Annotated in this window: 16 protein-coding genes and 1 pseudogene; 15 read left to right on the forward strand and 2 right to left on the reverse strand. The window is 69.7% G+C overall.

Features of this window, described 5'->3' with window-relative positions; translation table 11 throughout:
- Nucleotides 1-267, forward strand: a pseudogene (locus tag AB0D85_RS46860) (TetR family transcriptional regulator); the annotation flags it as partial.
- 157 nt (nucleotides 268-424) lie between these two features.
- Here AB0D85_RS46860 and AB0D85_RS46865 read toward each other — a convergent pair.
- Entirely contained in the window at nucleotides 425-1,237 is an 813-nt protein-coding gene (locus AB0D85_RS46865) for an IclR family transcriptional regulator C-terminal domain-containing protein (RefSeq protein WP_362335870.1), read from the reverse strand.
- Nucleotides 1,238-1,426: 189 nt separating this feature from the next.
- Here AB0D85_RS46865 and AB0D85_RS46870 point away from each other — a divergent pair, with 189 nt between their 5' ends.
- The 8 genes from AB0D85_RS46870 (at nucleotide 1,427) to AB0D85_RS46905 (ending at nucleotide 10,794) form a co-directional block, all read left to right on the forward strand.
- Nucleotides 1,427-3,433, forward strand: a complete 2,007-nt coding sequence (locus AB0D85_RS46870; protein ID WP_362335873.1) for an acetoacetate--CoA ligase — start codon at nucleotides 1,427-1,429, stop codon at nucleotides 3,431-3,433.
- Between the two features lie 61 nt (nucleotides 3,434-3,494).
- On the forward strand, nucleotides 3,495-5,315 hold the full coding sequence (locus AB0D85_RS46875) for a PEP-utilizing enzyme (protein ID WP_362335877.1): 1,821 nt from the start codon (nucleotides 3,495-3,497) through the stop codon (nucleotides 5,313-5,315).
- 17 nt (nucleotides 5,316-5,332) lie between these two features.
- The gene (locus tag AB0D85_RS46880; protein WP_362335880.1) at nucleotides 5,333-6,433 is read left to right on the forward strand and encodes a PEP/pyruvate-binding domain-containing protein; all 1,101 of its coding nucleotides are present in this window, start codon (nucleotides 5,333-5,335) and stop codon (nucleotides 6,431-6,433) included.
- Nucleotides 6,430-6,921 carry a biotin/lipoyl-containing protein gene (locus AB0D85_RS46885; protein WP_362335883.1) on the forward strand — a complete coding sequence of 164 codons (492 nt, stop codon included), beginning with the start codon at nucleotides 6,430-6,432 and terminating at the stop codon, nucleotides 6,919-6,921. The genes AB0D85_RS46880 and AB0D85_RS46885 overlap by 4 nt, the downstream gene beginning before the upstream one ends.
- Nucleotides 6,918-8,282, forward strand: a complete 1,365-nt coding sequence (locus tag AB0D85_RS46890; protein ID WP_362335886.1) for a biotin carboxylase N-terminal domain-containing protein — start codon at nucleotides 6,918-6,920, stop codon at nucleotides 8,280-8,282. The genes AB0D85_RS46885 and AB0D85_RS46890 overlap by 4 nt, the downstream gene beginning before the upstream one ends.
- Entirely contained in the window at nucleotides 8,275-9,750 is a 1,476-nt protein-coding gene (locus tag AB0D85_RS46895; RefSeq protein WP_362335889.1) for a biotin carboxyl carrier protein, read from the forward strand. Before AB0D85_RS46890 ends, AB0D85_RS46895 begins: the two co-directional genes overlap by 8 nt.
- The gene (locus AB0D85_RS46900; protein WP_362335892.1) at nucleotides 9,731-10,633 is read left to right on the forward strand and encodes an HAD family hydrolase; all 903 of its coding nucleotides are present in this window, start codon (nucleotides 9,731-9,733) and stop codon (nucleotides 10,631-10,633) included. Before AB0D85_RS46895 ends, AB0D85_RS46900 begins: the two co-directional genes overlap by 20 nt.
- The gene (locus tag AB0D85_RS46905) at nucleotides 10,630-10,794 is read left to right on the forward strand and encodes a hypothetical protein (protein ID WP_362335895.1); all 165 of its coding nucleotides are present in this window, start codon (nucleotides 10,630-10,632) and stop codon (nucleotides 10,792-10,794) included. The genes AB0D85_RS46900 and AB0D85_RS46905 overlap by 4 nt, the downstream gene beginning before the upstream one ends.
- A gap of 17 nt (nucleotides 10,795-10,811) precedes the next feature.
- Here the strand turns inward: AB0D85_RS46905 and AB0D85_RS46910 are convergent, their stop codons facing one another.
- Nucleotides 10,812-11,501 (reverse strand): isochorismatase family cysteine hydrolase, encoded by a 690-nt coding sequence (locus tag AB0D85_RS46910; protein WP_362335898.1) that lies wholly within the window; start codon nucleotides 11,499-11,501, stop codon nucleotides 10,812-10,814.
- Nucleotides 11,502-11,556: 55 nt separating this feature from the next.
- On the opposite strand from AB0D85_RS46910, the gene AB0D85_RS46915 reads away from it, so the two are divergent.
- The 6 genes from AB0D85_RS46915 to AB0D85_RS46940 all read left to right on the forward strand — a co-directional run bounded on the left by AB0D85_RS46915 (nucleotide 11,557) and on the right by AB0D85_RS46940 (nucleotide 16,809).
- Nucleotides 11,557-12,069 (forward strand): PadR family transcriptional regulator, encoded by a 513-nt coding sequence (locus tag AB0D85_RS46915; protein WP_362335901.1) that lies wholly within the window; start codon nucleotides 11,557-11,559, stop codon nucleotides 12,067-12,069.
- A 302-nt stretch (nucleotides 12,070-12,371) separates the two neighbouring features.
- Nucleotides 12,372-13,292 carry an alpha/beta fold hydrolase gene (locus tag AB0D85_RS46920; RefSeq protein WP_362335904.1) on the forward strand — a complete coding sequence of 307 codons (921 nt, stop codon included), beginning with the start codon at nucleotides 12,372-12,374 and terminating at the stop codon, nucleotides 13,290-13,292.
- Between the two features lie 205 nt (nucleotides 13,293-13,497).
- Nucleotides 13,498-14,247: an IclR family transcriptional regulator C-terminal domain-containing protein gene (locus AB0D85_RS46925; RefSeq protein ID WP_362335906.1), complete on the forward strand. Its 750-nt coding sequence runs from the start codon at nucleotides 13,498-13,500 to the stop codon at nucleotides 14,245-14,247.
- 159 nt (nucleotides 14,248-14,406) lie between these two features.
- Nucleotides 14,407-15,054, forward strand: coding sequence for an ABC transporter permease (locus tag AB0D85_RS46930; RefSeq protein WP_362335908.1), 648 nt, complete (start codon nucleotides 14,407-14,409; stop codon nucleotides 15,052-15,054).
- Entirely contained in the window at nucleotides 15,047-16,051 is a 1,005-nt protein-coding gene (locus AB0D85_RS46935) for an ATP-binding cassette domain-containing protein (protein ID WP_362335911.1), read from the forward strand. The genes AB0D85_RS46930 and AB0D85_RS46935 overlap by 8 nt, the downstream gene beginning before the upstream one ends.
- The gene (locus AB0D85_RS46940) at nucleotides 16,048-16,809 is read left to right on the forward strand and encodes an ABC transporter permease (RefSeq protein WP_362335914.1); all 762 of its coding nucleotides are present in this window, start codon (nucleotides 16,048-16,050) and stop codon (nucleotides 16,807-16,809) included. Before AB0D85_RS46935 ends, AB0D85_RS46940 begins: the two co-directional genes overlap by 4 nt.
- Nucleotides 16,810-16,848 lie beyond the last annotated feature (39 nt).

Here is a 16,848-nt window from a genome sequence, read left to right on the forward strand (position 1 = left end):
GGCTGCCAGTTCCTCAACGCCGCCGCCGAATACCCCGACCCCGCCCACCCCGTACGCGCCGTCATCGACGACCAGCGCACCTGGCTCTTCGGCGTACTCCGCGACCTCTCCGCCGCCATCGGCCACCCCGACCCCGACCACGCCGCACGCGTCCTCGTCCTCCTCCACGACGGCGCGTTCCAGGCCGCCGAACTCGACGACGCCAAAGCCGTCCGCGAAACCCTGCGCAGAGCCGTCGACGAGGTGTTCCCCACTCAGGAGACCTGACCACCGCTGGGGAGCACCGGATCACCCGTGGTGAGCGGGGCGCCTGCGGATGGCTGACCGTGACGAAGTAGCCACGGGCAATTGGGATGCGCAGGTTCTCGGGGACCGCGGCGACCGAGGTCGGGTGGTCGCGGCCTTCACCGAGCGGAGTTCGCCCTCAGTCGTCCATGCCGCTGTTCCCAAGTCGTTGCGGGGCGGCTGCCGAAACCCGCTCCGCGATGCTGTGCGCCGCTTTCTGCAGGTCGTCCAGGTGCCGGCGCACCACTTCCTGAGCGGACATGACCGTCTTGCGCCAGGTGATGTTGACGCATCCCAGCACTTCCCCGTGCAGGCGGATCGGCACGGCGATCGAGTTGCGGCCGTCGACGTCGTACTCCGGTGCGCGCACGCTGTATCCGCGTGACCTCGTGGTCGACAGCAGACGCTGCAGCCACCTCGGGTCGTGGGCGTATGCGTTGCCGGGTGCGTCGTTTTCGCGGAGGCGGCGCAGCACCGCTTCCCGTTCCCGGTCGGGGCAGAAGACGAGGTAGGCCCTGCCCGAGGCGCCGAGCAGCATGTGTGAACGGAATCCGATCGGGGCGACGGGGACCACCTCGTCGAAATACGCCTTGGGGCTGTTGGTGTCGATCGTCTCCATGTAGTCCAGCCGCGGAACGGTCAGCACGGAGGGCCACATGACGCGCTCGCAGAGGTCTTCCAGGACGGTGGAGGCCAGCTCGCCGAGCCACTCGGCGTCGTTGTAGGGCGCCCTCTGCGGTCTGAAGCTCGCGACGAAGGCCCCGTCGGCGAGCCGCTGCCAGACCAGGCCCTGTTGATGGCAGGTGTGGAGAATGCGGATCAGGGTCGCTTTGGGAATGCCGGTGACCTGGTGCAGGTCGTGCAGGCTTGCCGCGCGCATCTCCTCCAGGGCCCTCAGCACCCGCAGGCCGCGTTCCAGAGAGTTGATCGTCTTCACCTGGTACTGCCGCATGAGACCACCCTCACCTGCGGAGACGGGGTGTGGATTTCACCACATGAAAAGCTCGCAGACAACTGTTGCCCGTGTCACGGCACGTCGGGGACCGTTCCCTCAGCGACGCGAGGAGGCGACATGGCCGTCGAGGCAGCAGGGGGCTCCCCTGCCACTGGTCCAAAGCCCGGGGAAACCGGCGGTTCCGGCGTGGTGGCCGAAGGCGAGCTGCTGTGGACGCCCGGCCGGCGACGGGTCGCCGAGGCGAACGTGACGCGGTTCGCGGACTGGCTGTCCCGGGAACGGGGGATGCGGTTCCACGACTACGACGCCCTGTGGCGCTGGTCCGTCACCGACCTGGAGGGTTTCTGGGGCACCCTGTGGGACTACTTCGGCATCCGCTCCACGGCAGCGCACTCCGCGGTGCTCGACAGCCGGGACATGCCCGGTGCCCGATGGTTTCCCGGGGCCCGGCTGAACTACGCCGAGCACGTCCTGCGCCACGAGCGCCCCGGGGCCGACGCCTTGGTGTTCTGCTCCGAGGGCGCCGCTCCGGCCGCGATGCCGTGGGAGGACTTCGCGGGCCAGGTACGCGTGCTGGCGACGCGGTTGCGCGTGCTCGGCGTGCGTCCCGGCGACCGGGTCTGCGGGTATCTGCCGAACGTGCCGCAAGCCGCGATCGCGATGCTCGCGACGACGGCCATCGGCGCGGTGTGGGCGAGCGCCTCCCCCGACTTCGGCTCGCGAGGCGTCGTCGACCGCTTCGGCCAGCTGCGGCCCAAGGTCCTGTTCTGCGTCGACGGCTACCGCTACGGGGGGAGGTTCTTCGACCGTCGGCAGGAAACGCGTGCCATCGCGGCAGCCCTGCCGGGGCTGGAGCACGTGATCCGCCTTCCGTGCCCGGCCGACGGGGACATCCCTCCGGCCTCGCAGGGCGAGTCGCTGTGGGACGAGATCCTCGACCACCCGCCGGTACCGGCAGAGGACTTCGCCTTCGCGCATGTCCCCTTCGACCATCCCCTGTGGGTGCTGTTCTCCTCGGGCACCACGGGGCTGCCCAAGGCGATCGTGCACGGGCACGGCGGCATCCTGCTGGAGCAGCTGAAACTGCAGACCTTCCACATGGACCTGCGCGCCGGTGACCGGCCGCAGTTCTTCACCACCACCGGCTGGATGATGTGGAACTTCCTGATCAGCTCCCTGCTGGTCGGGGCCTGCCCGGTGCTCTACGACGGCAGCCCCGCGCACCCGGAGCCGGACGTGCTGTGGCGGATCGCGCAGGACGCCCGCGCCACCTTCTTCGGCGCCAGCCCGGCCTATGTGGACCTCATGGCCAAGGCGGGCATCGTGCCCGGCGAACGGTACGACCTGTCCGCCCTGCGCACGGTCATGCCCGCCGGCTCGCCGGTGTCGCCCCAGTGCACCGCCTGGTTCTACGCCAACGTCAGGACGGACCTGTGGATCGCCACCGGCAGCGGCGGCACCGACTGCTGTACCGGCTTCGTCGGTGGGGTGCCCACCCTGCCCGTGCACGCCGGCGAGATGCAGGCACGGTCGCTGGGCGTTGCCGCCCACGCCTTCGACGAGAGCGGTCGAAGTGTCGTGGACCAGGTCGGTGAGTTGGTGATCACGGAGCCGATGCCGTCCATGCCGGTGACGTTCTGGGGCCCGGACGGGGACGAGCGGTACCGGCGCACCTACTTCGAGGACTTCCCGGGCGTCTGGCGGCACGGCGACTTCTTCAAGGTCAACGCCCGCGGCGGCTGCTTCGTGCTGGGCCGCTCCGACGCCACGCTCAACCGGCAGGGCGTGCGTATCGGCACTGCGGAGATCTACCGGGTCGTCGAAGCCCTGGACCAGGTCACCGGAGCCCTGGTGGTCAGCCTCGACCTGCCGGACGAGAACTTCTTCATGCCCCTGTTCGTGGCCCTGGACGAAGGCGTCACCCTCGACGCGGGCCTTGAGCGGACGATCCGGGACCGGCTCCGCCGGGAGTACAGCCCCCGCCACGTGCCGGATCGGATCATCCAGGTCCCGGCCGTCCCGACCACCCTGACCGGCAAGAAGCTGGAGGTGCCGGCGCGCCGGATCCTGCTCGGCACCCCCGTCGAGCAGGCGGCCGACCGCAGCGCGGTGGCCGACCCGCGCGCGCTCGACGCCCTCGCCCGGTACGCCCGTACCCAGCGTGACTACTCCTTGGCCACCGCCGCCGTCTGAGCCGCACCGCCCCTCGCATCCCCGCTCCCTACCGCCTGAGCCGCACACCCTGGAGAGCACCGTGAACGATGCCAGACCCGCCCCCCGCTTCCCACTGCCCTCGGAGCTGACCGAGGTGGCGGGCGCCGAAGACTGGGCGTCGATGTACCCGTACTACACCCGGTTCCAGCCCGAGGACGACCAGCGGTTCTGGTTCTACAACGCGATGCACTTCCCCGAGCCGATGCCCGCGTTCGACGCCGTCACTGCCGAGACGCCCTACACCGCGCTCGGCGCCAACACCGCGCGCATGTTCGCCTTCCCCACCACGCTCGGCATCGAGCACCGCATCGTCAACGGCCGGGTGTACATCACCGCCAACCCGGTCACCGACCCCGAGGAGATCCAGCGCAGGCTCGCGGTGTTCAGCGAGCGGGCGGGCCACTACTACGAGAACTGGGACGAGCTCTACCAGGGCTGGGTCGCCCGTATCACCGCGCTGATCGACGAGGTCCAGCGGATCGAGGTACCCCGGCTGCCGGAGTTCGAGGACCCTGACGTCGTGTTCCAGGCCAAGGGCGTGGCCCAGAACCACTACGTCCGCGAGAACTACCACCGGCTCATCGACCTGTACTCCAAAATGTGGCACCACCACTCGGAGTTCCTGATGCTGGGCTACGGCGCCTACGTGGTGTTCTTCGAGTTCTGCAAGGCGTCGTTCCCGGAGATCCCCGACCAGGACGTGGCCCGCATGGTCGCGGGGATCGACGTCATCCTCTACCGCCCGGACGATGAGCTGAAGAAGCTGGCGAAACTGGCGGTCGAGTACGGCGTCGACGACCTGTTCGTGGAGGGGTGCGACCCGGACAAGGTGCTGGCCGCACTCGCCGTCCGCGGCGACGGCGGCCGGAGCTGGCTGACCGCCCTGGACGATGCCCGCGAGCCGTGGTTCAACATGTCGACCGGCGCCGGTTTCTACCACCACCACCGCAGCTGGAACGACGACCTCACGGTCCCGTTCGCGGCGCTGCCCGGCTATGTGGACCAGGCCAGGCGAGGCGAACTGCTCGACCGCCCCACCGAGCAGCTCACGGTCGAGCGCGAGCGCATCGCCCAGGAGTACCGCTCCCTGCTGGCCGGCGAGGAGGAGCGGGCCGCCTTCGACCAGATGCTGGGCCTGGCCCGCCTGGTGTTCCCCTTCGTCGAGGACCACAACTTCTACTGCGAGCACCACTTCACCACGAAGTTCTTCGCCAAGGTCCGCGAGTTCGGCGAGCTGCTGTACGACCGGGGTGTCCTGGCCGACGCCGAGGACGTCTTCCAGCTGAACCACACCGAGGTCGGTCAGGCCCTGACCGACGTGATGCTCGCCTGGGCAGCCGGCAGCGGGCCGGTGGGCTCGGCCCACGTGCGTGAGACCGTCGCGGAGCGCAGGCGGATGCTGGACACGCTCGCGGGCTGGTCCCCGCCGCCCGCGCTGGGACCGGTCCCCGACGCGCTGAACGACCCGGCGGTCCGCATGCTGTGGGGCATCACCGCCGAGACCATCCAGGCCTGGTCCGCCCCGGTCACGGACGGGGATCACGAGGTGCGCGGCTTCGCCGCCTCGCCGGGCGTGGTCGAGGGCACGGCCCGGGTGCTGCTGAGCGCGAACGACATCGGACAGGTACGGGAGGGCGAGGTGCTGGTCTGTCCGGTGACCGCGCCCAGCTGGGGTCCTGTCTTCGGGAAGATCGCGGCGGCCGTCTCGGACATCGGCGGCACCATGTCGCACGCGGCGATCGTGGCCCGCGAGTACGGACTGCCCGCCGTCGTCGGCACCGGCCACGCCACCAAGCGGATCACCACCGGCCTGCGGCTGCGCGTGGACGGCGACCGCGGCATCGTCACCATCCTCGACTGAGCGTGCGGAGTACGACCATGACCACCTCACCCCATGTGCGCCGGTTCGACGAACTACGGCTGACGGACCGGCCCACGGTCGGCGGCAAGGGCGCCAGCCTCGGCGAACTCACCTTCGCGGGCGCGCCCGTACCGCCCGGCTATGTCGTGACCACCGCGGCCTTCGAGGCCTTCCTCACCGCCCTCGACCCGGGCGGTGGGATACGCACCGCCGTCGAGGCACTGGACGCCCAGGACACCGAGGCGATAACCCGCGCGGTCACACCCGTCAGGGAGCGCATCGAGGCGGCCGCACTGCCCGAGGAGGTGGCGGAGGCGATCCGCGGCCACTACCGGGACCTGGACAGCGAGTCCGACACCCCGGGCGAACCCGCACCTGTCGCCGTACGGTCCAGTGCCACCGGCGAGGACGCGGAGGACGCCAGCTTCGCCGGTCTGCAGGACACCTATCTGTGGGTGCGCGGCGAGGACGCCCTCGTCGAGCACGTCCGCCGCTGCTGGGCCAGCCTCTACAGCGTCGAGTCGGTCAGCTACCGGCGACGGCTCGGCCTGCCGGAGCACGACCTCGCCATGGCCGTCGTCGTCCAGCGCATGATCGACCCGCGCTGCGCCGGCGTCATGTTCACCCGCAGCCCGCTCACCGGGGACCGCTCGGTCGTCGCCCTGGAAGGCTCCTGGGGCCTGGGATCCGCGCTGGTCAGCGGCGACGTCACACCCGACAAGTACGTCATCGGCAAGGTCACCGGGGACATCTGCTCCCGCACGGTCTCGGCGAAGCTGCGCCAGCACCGGATGGACCCCAGCGGCTCCGGGGTGCTGGAGGAGGACGTACCCGAATACCTCCGCGGCGAGCCCTGTCTGTCCGACGAGGAGATCCACGCACTCGTACGACTCGGCCGGCAGGTCGAGTCCCACTACGGGGCCCCGCAGGACATCGAGTGGGCGATCTCCCGCAACCTCGTCCCCGGCCACGACATCTTCCTGCTCCAGAGCCGCCCCGAGACGGTCTGGGCGAGCCGCGAGCAGGCCCCCGCGGCCGTGCCCAAGGCCAGGGCGTTCGACCATGTGCTGTCGCTGCTCGGCGGCGCGGGCTCCGGCTCCGGCGGGGGCACGAAGTGAACCTGACCGGCGAGGACGTCCAGGACATCCTGCGGATCATCGACGGCATGGAGGTCGACAGCCTCCGGCTGCGCACCGGCCGGTTCGAGCTGTCGCTGCGCCGCGCCGACGACGGCGCCTGGACGCAGTCGACGCGTACGACCGCCGATCCGGTGCTCGTCGACGGCCGGGAAACGCAGGCGGTTCGGACCGCCGCTTCGAAGCCGCATGCGGCGCCCGCTCGCGAGGGTCTGACCGAGGTACGTACACCCCTGCCCGGAGCGTTCTACCGGTCGCCGAAGCCCGGAGCGGCCCCCTTCGTGGAGATCGGGGACCAGGTCACCGAGACCACGGTGGTCGGCATCGTCGAGACGATGAAGCTGATGAACTCCGTCTACGCGGGGGCGTCCGGCAGGGTGGCGGAGATCTGCCTGCGGGACGGCGAGTTCGCCGAGCAGGACGCCGTGCTGATGTTCGTCGACACGCGAGCCGGCGAGGCGGCGTCGTGATACTCCGACGTGTTCTGATCGCCAATCGGGGTGAGATCGCCCTGCGCATCCTGCGGACGTGTCAACGGCTCGGTATCGAGGCGGTCCTCGCGGCGTCCGACGCCGATCTCGATTCGGTACCGGCGAGGCTGGCCGACCGGGTGGTGCGCCTCGGCCCTCCCCCGTCCTCGGCCAGCTACCTGGACGTGGACGCGGTGCTCGCCGCGGCCGAGAAGGCCGGTGCCGACGCCGTCCACCCCGGGTACGGCTTCCTCTCCGAGAACCAGCGGCTGGCCCGGGCGTGCGCCGAGGCCGGCATCGTGTTCATCGGGCCCACCGTGGAGCAACTCGCGGCGGTGGGCGACAAGTTGGAGGCCCGTCGGCATGCCGTCGCGGCCGGGCTGCCGGTGGTGCCCGGCGGGGCTCTGGAGGACATCGCCGACGCGGAGCGGCTCGCCGCGGACATCGGCTTCCCGCTGCTGATCAAGGCGGTGGGCGGGGGCGGGGGCCGGGGCATGAAGCAGGTGCACGATCCGGCGGACCTCGCCGCCACCGTCGATCTGGCTGTGGCCGAGGCGGGCGCCGCCTTCGGCGACCCTCGCGTCTACCTCGAACGTTTCGTCGCCACCGGACGTCATGTGGAGGTGCAACTCCTCGCGGACGGCGAGAACGTCGTCCACCTCGGCACCCGCGACTGTTCCGTACAGCGTCGCTACCAGAAGCTGATCGAGGAGGCACCCGCGCCGGCGCTCGACCCGGCGCTGCGTGAGGAGATGCACCGCGCCGCCGTGGCCCTCGGCAAACACCTGGAGTACCGGGGCCTGGGCACGGTCGAGTTCCTCGTCGACGTGGACCGGGGCACCTTCTACTTCCTGGAGATGAACGCCCGTATCCAGGTCGAGCACCCGGTGACCGAGGCCGTCACCGGGTTGGATCTGGTCGCCGAGCAACTCGCCGTAGCCGAAGGGCGATCGCTCTCCTTCGGACAGGCGGACGTGTCCTTCACCGGACACGCCGTCGAGTGCCGGATCAACGCCGAGGACTGGGCACGCGACTTCCGGCCGAGCCCGGGCACCGTCACCGAGGCGGTCTGGCCACTCGGTGACGGCATCCGGATCGACACACACCTCCAGGCGGGCGCGAGCGTGCCGCCGTACTACGACTCGCTGCTCGCGAAGCTGATCGTCCATGGCCGCGACCGCGCGGACGCGCTGGCCCGGCTGCGCGGTGCCCTCGCCCGGTGCGCGGTCGGCGGGGTCAGCACCAACATCCGGCTGCACCAAGAAGTGCTGGCGGAGGCCGAGTTCGCCGGGGGCGGGGTGGACACCGCCTGGTTCACCCGCTTCCTGCGGGACCATCCGGCAGGAGGCAGCCGTGGCTGAGATCCAGCTCGTCGACGTGTCGCTGCGCGACGGCAACCAGAGCCTGTGGAGTGCCACCGGACTCGACACCGGCAAGATCCTGCAGATCGCGCCGGTGCTGGACCGGGTCGGCTTCCGCGCCCTCGACTACACCTCCAGCACCCATATGGGCATGGCGGTGCGCACCCACCGCGAGGACCCGTGGGAGCGCATACGGCTGACGCGTCGCGCCATGCCGAACACTCCGTTGCAGTTCATCGGCACCGGGCTGCGCTTCATCTCGTGGGAGGCCGCGCATCCCGAGTTCATGCAACTGGTCTACGACCGGCTGGTGGTGAACGGCGTCACCCGGTACGTCGTCCTCGACCCCATGCACGACATGGACGCCGTTCGCGCGTCCGCCCGCATGATCCGTGCGGCCGGCGCCACGGAGATCGTCGGGGCCCTGACCTTCACCGTCAGCGACGTCCACGACGACGGGCACTACGGTGCGCTCGCCACGGAGCTGGCCGCCTGCCCGGACATCGACCGCGTCTACGTCAAGGACCCGGGCGGACTGCTCACCCCGGAACGCGCCGCGACGCTGATCCCGGCCGTTCTGGGCAACCTCCGCGGAAAGCCGCTGGAGTTGCACTCCCACTGCACGATCGGCCTGCCCGGCCTGACCTACCTCAAGGCCGCCGAACTGGGTGTGGATGCGCTCCAGGTGGCCTGCGGGGCTCTGGCGGGCGGCACGTCACTGCCCAACGCCCAGCAGGTCGTGGCCAATCTGCGCGAGCTCGGACACTCCGTGAACGTCGACGACCGGCTGCTGGGCGTGGTCGCGGACTACTTCCACCGCATGGCGGCGGCCGAAGGGCTGCCCGTCGGCGGCCCCCGGGACTACGACGCCGCGTTCATGCGCCACCAGGTGGCCGGCGGTGTGATGACCACCCTGCGCCGCCAGCTCGACGAACTGGGCTTCAGCGACCGCTTCGACGCGGTCATCGAGGAGGTGACCCGGGTGCGCGCCGAACTCGGCCACCCCATCATGGTCACCCCCTTCCCGCAGATGGTGTGCACCCAGGCCCTCTACAACGTCATCGGCACCGAACGCTACGAGAACGTCTCCGACCAGGTCATCCGGTACGTGCTCGGCAGCTTCGGCCGCCCCACCGCCCCCGTCGACCCGGAGGTCGCCGACCGCATCCTGGGCAGGCCACGAGCCAGGGAACTGGCCCAGGAGGCACCTCCGCCGACCGTCGCCGAACTGCGCCGGCGCTTGCCTCGCGGCATCAGCGACGAGGAACTGCTCCTGCGGGCCACCATGCCAGCCGAGCAGGTGGACGCCATGGTGGCGGCCGGCCCGGCCCGGCGGCACTACAACCCCGACGTCAGACCGGTCCTCGACCTGCTCCACGGTCTGCGGACACGCCCGGCGACACCCGAACTGATCCTGGACCGGCCCGACTTCCGACTGGAGCTGCACCGTGACCGCCGAAACCGCTGATCCGGCCGCCGACTTGACCGACCGTCTGCGGGCCGTCCGCGGTGTCGTCTTCGACATGGACGGCACGCTCGTCCTGGGCGACCGGCACAACCACGGGCTCACACCTCTGCCCGGAGCCCTGGAACTCACCGCCGCCCTCACCGCCCGCGGCCTGCCCTGGGTCACCTTCACCAACGGCACCACCCGTACGCCCGAGGTCTATGCCGAGGCGCTGCGCCGCATCGGCTTCGACCTGCCCGACGACGCCATGCTCACCCCCGCCACCAGCGCCGTCGACCACTTCCTGGCCATGGGCCACCGCAGCGCGCTGGTGCTCGGCGGCGAAGGTCTGCAGGAGCCGCTCCGGCGGGCCGGCATCGAAGTCGTAGCGCCGAAGGGGAAACCGGAGGCCGACGCCGTACTGGCGGGCTGGTACCCCGAGTTCACCATGGCCGACCTGGAGGCGGCCTGCCACGCCGTCCTCGGCGGCGCCACCCTGTACAGCAGCTCGCAGTCGGTGTTCTTCGCGAGCGCCGACGGCCGGGCCCTGGGCACCTCCCGGGTCATCTGCGCCATGATCAGCAGCGTCACGGGCGTCGCCGAACAGGTCGTGGGCAAACCCTCGCTGACCGGCCTGCACTGCGCCGTGCGGCGGCTGGGCGTCGAGCCGCGGCGCCTCGCCGTCGTCGGGGACGACCCGGAGCTGGAGATGGCGATGGCCCGACGCGCCGGCGCCCTCGGCATCGCGGTGGCCACCGGCATCCACACCGCGGACCGCTCCGGCACACTGCCGCCCGAACAGCGCCCGCATCTCACGGTCGACGGCGTGGGCGCGCTGCTGGACCTCCTGCCGACGGCCACCTCCCGGCCCCACGTCTCCGAGAGCACACCTCCACCGGCATGACGATCACGATCGCCGACCCGCAGACCCTGACCGTCCCGCTGATCGCCACCACACTCGGCGCCCGCGACATCTACGCGACATCCATGCGACCGGAACGGATGGCGTCGCCGCTGGACGAGCCTGTCGGAGACGACGTGCATCCTGCCGCCCTCGGTCCCTGACGCGGACGGGTGGCGCGTCAGGCGACGTCTGCCCGGTCCCCGTCGTCTGGCGCGTGTGTGGCTGTGGTCAGTCGGTTCGTGATCTCTTCGGCGGTCAGCACGAGTGCGAATCCTTTGCGCAGGACGGCTAGTTCCGGTTCCTGCCGGGATTCGTCGTCGGTGGCCGTGACGTCGGAGCCGACGACGACCTTGTAGCCGCGTTCATATGCCTGCCGGGCGGTGGTGCCGCAGCAGTAGTTGGTGAGCGTTCCCGTGACGATGACCGTGTCGCGGGCGAGGTTCCGCAGCATCGTGTCGAGCGGGGTGTCGTAGAACGCGCCGTAGGAGGGCTTGCGGATCAGGGCCTCGTCCGGTCCGTGGCCCATCGGGGCCCAGACCTCGGCGGGGCCGGGTCGGCGCCAGTCGGTGTCGGCGTGCGGGAGGAACCGCAAGGCGTGCGGGCGGTCCAGTCCGAGATGCGTGTCGTCGAAAATGGTCCAGATCACCGCGACGGAGGCGGCCCGACATGCCTCGACCAACTGCCGCAGCCGGGGCGCCATCCGGGTCGCCGCGGGCACCCAGTAGGGGCTCCATCCAGGCCGGACGAATTCATCCTGCATGTCGATGACCAGCAGTGCCGTCCGCTCGGGTCGTACATCGAACGAGGCCTGGCCGTGCTCATAGGCGTCCCGTGCCCGCGCGGTCACCCATTCCTCGGTGTACGTCATCCCCGCCTCCTACATCGATTCGAGGTACCTCGTTTCGATGTGCGAGAGTAGCAGCATGCTCGAACTCGCGATCCTGGGATTCCTGGCCGAGGGACCACTGCACGGCTATCAACTGCGCCATCGCATAGCGCACTTGTCCGGCCACGCCCGGCCGGTCAGTGACGGCAGCCTCTACCCTGCGATCAACCGGCTGGTCAACGCCGGACTGCTGGAGCGACGGACCGAACCGGGCGTCTCGGCTGCCCAGCGGCACACCCTGAGCCTGACCGTCGCCGGCCGCAGCGATCTGCTGCGACGGCTCCGGGATGCCCACGGCCTGGACATCAGCGACAGCACCCGGTACTTCACGGTCCTGGCCTTCCTCTCCCAGCTTCCCGACACCGCTGACCAGCACGCGGTACTGCGCCGGCGGCTGCACTTCCTGGAACAGCCCGCGAGCTTCTTCCACGACGGCGACCGCCCACTGGGCGCCGAGGACACCGACGACCCCTACCGCCGCGGCATGCTCACCATCGCCCGCACCACCAGCCGCGCGGAACGGTCCTGGCTGCGGGAGGTCCTGGCCTGACACCACGCCGGCAGGCCCACCTCGCCTGGCGGCGAGCCCTGATGATCCTGCCCTCCGACGTGCCGACGACCGGTGGCGACGCACCGGCGTGACGCGCGACACCAGTCGGACACCCAGGCGTTGCAAAATATGCATGCCCTTGTTGCGCTCATCGCATCGTGGCTTGAGAGTGACCGCCCAGGACCTGCAGCACACGCTCGACAACTGCGCAGGAGTCCCCGCCGACAGCAACAGGAGAAGGCCCCGCCCCGAGCGGGCGGAGCCCTCGCCCTGGCCCGGTCCGACCAACACAAGGAATCATCGTGATCGAGAAGGAAACCACGTTCTACAGCGAGGGCAGCCGCCTCAAGGCCACCGTCTACTACCCCGACGATCTGCCGGAAGGCGGGCCGCACCCGGCGCTTGTGGTCAATTCCGGATACCAGGGGTTCAACGAGTTCTACCCGAAGATGTTCGCCCAGCGGATGACCGAGCGCGGGTTCGTCTGCCTGGGCTTCGACTACCGCGGCATGGCGGACAGCGAGGGAGAGAAGGGCCGGGTCCTGATCGAGGAGCAGGTCCAGGACGTACGCAACGCGGTGACGTTCATCCGCTCACGGGATGACGTCGATCCCCGCCGTGTCGGCCTCATCGGCTGGGGCATGGGTGCCGCGAACGTCGTCCTCGCGGCCGAGAAGAGCGGCGATGTGGCCGGCGTCGCCGCACTGAACGGGTTCTACGACGGGGAGCGCTGGCTCAAGTCCATCCACACCTACGACGAGTTCCTGAAGATCGTCGACGAGGTGGCGGAAGACCGGGTCAACCGAGTCCTGCGGGGCGAGTCCAAGCTTGCGGACACCTTCGCCCACTACCCGCTCGACCCGGCGACCGGCGACTATGTCGAGAAGGAGCTGTCGCAGGTCTACGGGTTCGGGCACCCGACCCGGCTGCAGTTCACCGAGTCCATCCTGGACCTGAAGGTGGAGAAGGTGGTGGCGGACCTCGCGCCGACACCTCTGTTCATCGGTCACGGTGAGCAGAACTCGCTGCACCCCTATGCCGAGGCCCTGTCCCTGTACGCGTCCGCGGACTCGCCCAAGGCTCTCTACACGATCCAGGGGCGGCACAACGACTTCATGTACGTTGACCACCCGGAGTTCCTGCTGCTGTGCGACCGGCTGAAGGACTTCTTCGACGAGGCGTTCAGTGTCTCGGCCGCGCCCGCCCGGAGCATCTCGGCCTGACGGTGGGCCCGGCTGCCGGCGGGGGTGACCGGCTGGTCCCTCCCCGACGCCAGAGACGGCCTGAAGGCGAGCGGTGCAGAAAATGCAACGCCGTGTTGCGGGCACCGTCGTCTCTCATCTAGCTATTCATACCGCTACCAAGGACTTCGGTATGGCTCCTGAGCAGAAACAGACTCCTGCAGCGCGGAGCGGGGCTTCGCGCGTGATGGCGATCCTGGACGCGCTCGCGTCGGCGGATCCGGCCGTGTTCCCGGACGGGCTGAGTGTGGCCGACGTCGCCAAGGTCCTGGATCGCGAGAAGTCCGTCGTGTCCCGGCAGCTCAAGAGTCTGCTCGAGACAGGCATGGTCTCCAGACGTGACTCGGGGCGGTACGAGCTGAGCTGGCGGCTCTTCGCCCTGGCCGTGCGGGCGGGCGACCAGCGGCTGACCAAACTCGCGGCTCCTTTGCTGCTCAGGCTGACCGAGACCGTCCGGGAACGCACCTATCTGAGCGTTCTCAGCGACGGTGAGGTGCTCACCGTTATGTCCGAAGGTTCCCGGCGGTCGATCGAAGCCGTGAACTGGGTGGGCCGCACGATCCCGGTGAATCGCAGTTCCAGCGGTATGGCTCTGCTGATGGACTACGAGGACGATCACATCCTCGACCTGGTCCGGCGCGGCGAGAACGGAGTTCCGGACCGTGAGGCACGTGCGTTCCTCGCCCAGGTACAGGAGTCCCGCCGGCGGGGATACACGATCGCGAACCGCGTCTTCGACCCGGAGCTCCTGGGCATCGGGGCGCCGGTCCGGGACTTCACCGGCCGGATCAAGGCCGCCGTGAACATCTCCGGTCCCGCGTTCAGGATCGAGCCGCATATCCAGGCTTTCGGCGGCCACCTGCTGTCGGCGGTGAAGGCCCTCCAGGCATCACTCTGCTCCGACGTGCGCGCCGGCACCGGTCCGAGCGAACTCTGACGGCCGCCCTCTACCGACAACCACCTGTTCGAGCCCCGGAGAACCGGAGAACGCCATGCGACATCCAGCCCGTCCCCTGCTCGGGTCCGGCCCCACCGGCGCGCAGCAGCCGGTCCTCCATGCGGTCGTGAGCCGTACGCGCGGAGGTTCGGCCACCCCATGAACCTCCTCTCCTACATGGCGGAAAACGCCGACTACCTGCTGTTCCTGGCCGAGCAGCACATCGAGCTCGTCCTGGTCAGCGTCGCGTTCTCCTCGGTCGTCGGGATCGGGCTCGCCCTGCTCACCCAGTCCGCCCCCGGCCTGCGTCGCGTCCTGCTGTCGCTCACGGGGTCCCTGCTGACCATCCCGTCGTTCGCTCTGTTCGCCCTGATGATCCCCGTCCTGGGCCTCGGTGTCACCCCGACGATCACCGCCCTGACCGTCTACGGAGTCTTCCCGATCCTGCGCAACACGGTCACCGGCATCGAGGAAGTGGACCCGGCCGTCGTCGAAGCGGCGCGCGGCCTCGGTATGGGCCCTGGGCAGCGGTTGCGCTCCGTCGTTCTGCCGCTGGCCTGGCCGGTGATCCTCAACGGGATCCGCACGGCGACGATCATGCTGGTCTCGACAGCGGCCATCGGAGCCGTCGTACGCGGCCCCGGTCTGGGGCAGCTGATCTTCCGTGGCCTGGAGCGCATCGGAGGAGCGAACGCGCTGGAGGAAGCCCTTTCAGGAGTGGTCGGAGTGGTGCTCGTCGCTCTGGTCCTCGACCTGCTGTTCATCGCGATTGCCAAGATCACCGCCCTGCGAGGACTGAATGTCTGACAAGCCCACCCCGAGTCCCGACGCCATGATCTTGCTGCACGAGGTCTCCAAACAGTACCCGGGCCAGGACACCGCGGCCGTCTCCGAGCTCTCGATCGAGATCAAGCGGGGCGAGTTCGTCGTCCTAGTCGGCCCGTCCGGCTGCGGGAAGACCACCACGCTGCGGATGATCAACCGCCTCGTCGAGCCGACCCACGGGCGCATCTTCATCGACGGCAAGGACGTCACCCACGCCGACGTGGACGACCTCCGGCGGGGCATCGGCTACGTCATCCAGCAGATCGGCCTGCTGCCCCACCTGACGATCGCGGACAACATCGCCCTCGTGCCCAAGATGCTCGGACGGAAGAAGCCGGAGCGCCGTCGGCGGGCGGCGGAGCTGCTGGAGATGGTCGGGCTCGATCCGGACGTCTACGCCGGCAGATACCCCAGGCAGCTCTCCGGCGGCCAGCAGCAGCGGGTCGGTGTGGCACGCGCCCTCGCCGCCGATCCGCCGGTGATGCTGATGGACGAGCCGTTCGGCGCCGTGGACCCCATCGCGCGGGAGAAGCTCCAGACGGAGTTCCTGCGGCTCCAGGAACGGATCCGCAAGACGATCGTGATGGTCACCCACGACATAGACGAGGCGCTGCGGCTGGGCGACCGGATCGCCATCTTCGGCCCCGGTTCCCGTCTGGCCCAGTTCGACACTCCCCTGGAGATCCTCAGCAACCCCGCCGACGGGTTCGTCCGCGACTTCGTCGGATCGGGCGCCCCGGTCCGGCGGCTGGCACTCCTGAAAGTCGCGGATGTCATCGCCGCCGTTCCGACCGACCTCCCCAGCGGTACGAACGCCGTTCCGGTCGACGCCGGCGAAAGCGTCCACCGGGCGCTCGAACTGGCCCTGGCGTCCAGAGCGGAGGGCATCACGGTCAGTGTCCCTGGAGAGGGCAGCCGCTACCTCGGCCTCCAGACTCTGCTCACCGCCGCCGCACAGCCTGCGAAGGTCCTCTCATGAGCACCGCGGCCGTGCAGGCGGTCAGCACGCGATCCGGAGCACGTAGGTCCAGGACATGGGTCCTGCCCCTGGTCGTCCTCGTCCTGCTGGGAGCCCTCTGGGTCTACGTCGGCTCCCTCGACCTGGACTCCATCGAGACCCGCAGCCTGGCCTCCGACGTCGTCCTGACCGCGCTCTGGGAGCACGTCCAGCTCGTCGTCGTCTCGACGCTGCTGACCATCGCCATCGGTGTCCCCCTCGGCGTGCTGTTGACCAGGCCCGGCATCAGCAGGGTGGGCGTGATCGTGCTCGCGGTGGCCAACGCCAGCCAGGCGGTCCCCTCCATCGGGGTACTGGTGATCCTGGCCATGGTCTTCGGCGTCGGCTTCTGGATGGCCGTCGTGGCACTGGTGCTGTACGCGCTCCTCCCGGTTCTGCGCAACACCATGGTCGGTATCCGCCAGGTCGACCCCGCGCTGATCGACGCCGGGCGCGGGATCGGGATGAGCCCCCGAGAGGTGCTCCTCACCATCGAACTGCCCCTGGCAGTACCGGTGATGCTGGCCGGCATCCGAGTGGCCCTGATCCTGAACGTCGGCGTGGCAACCCTCGCCGCGTTCACCAACGCCGGGGGCCTCGGCACCATCATCTCCTCCGGCATCTCCCTCGACAGAACGCCGGTGCTCGTCGTCGGCAGCGCCCTCACCATGGCCCTGGCCCTGACCGTCGACTGGCTGGCCGGCCTGGCCGAGCGGGTCCTCCGCCCACGCGGCATCTGAGACCGCTCCCCTCCGCTATCTCACGCACCGTCAAGCACT

Origin of the sequence: Streptomyces sp. NPDC048277 (assembly GCF_040652235.1) — a bacterium.
GTDB lineage: Bacteria > Actinomycetota > Actinomycetes > Streptomycetales > Streptomycetaceae > Streptomyces.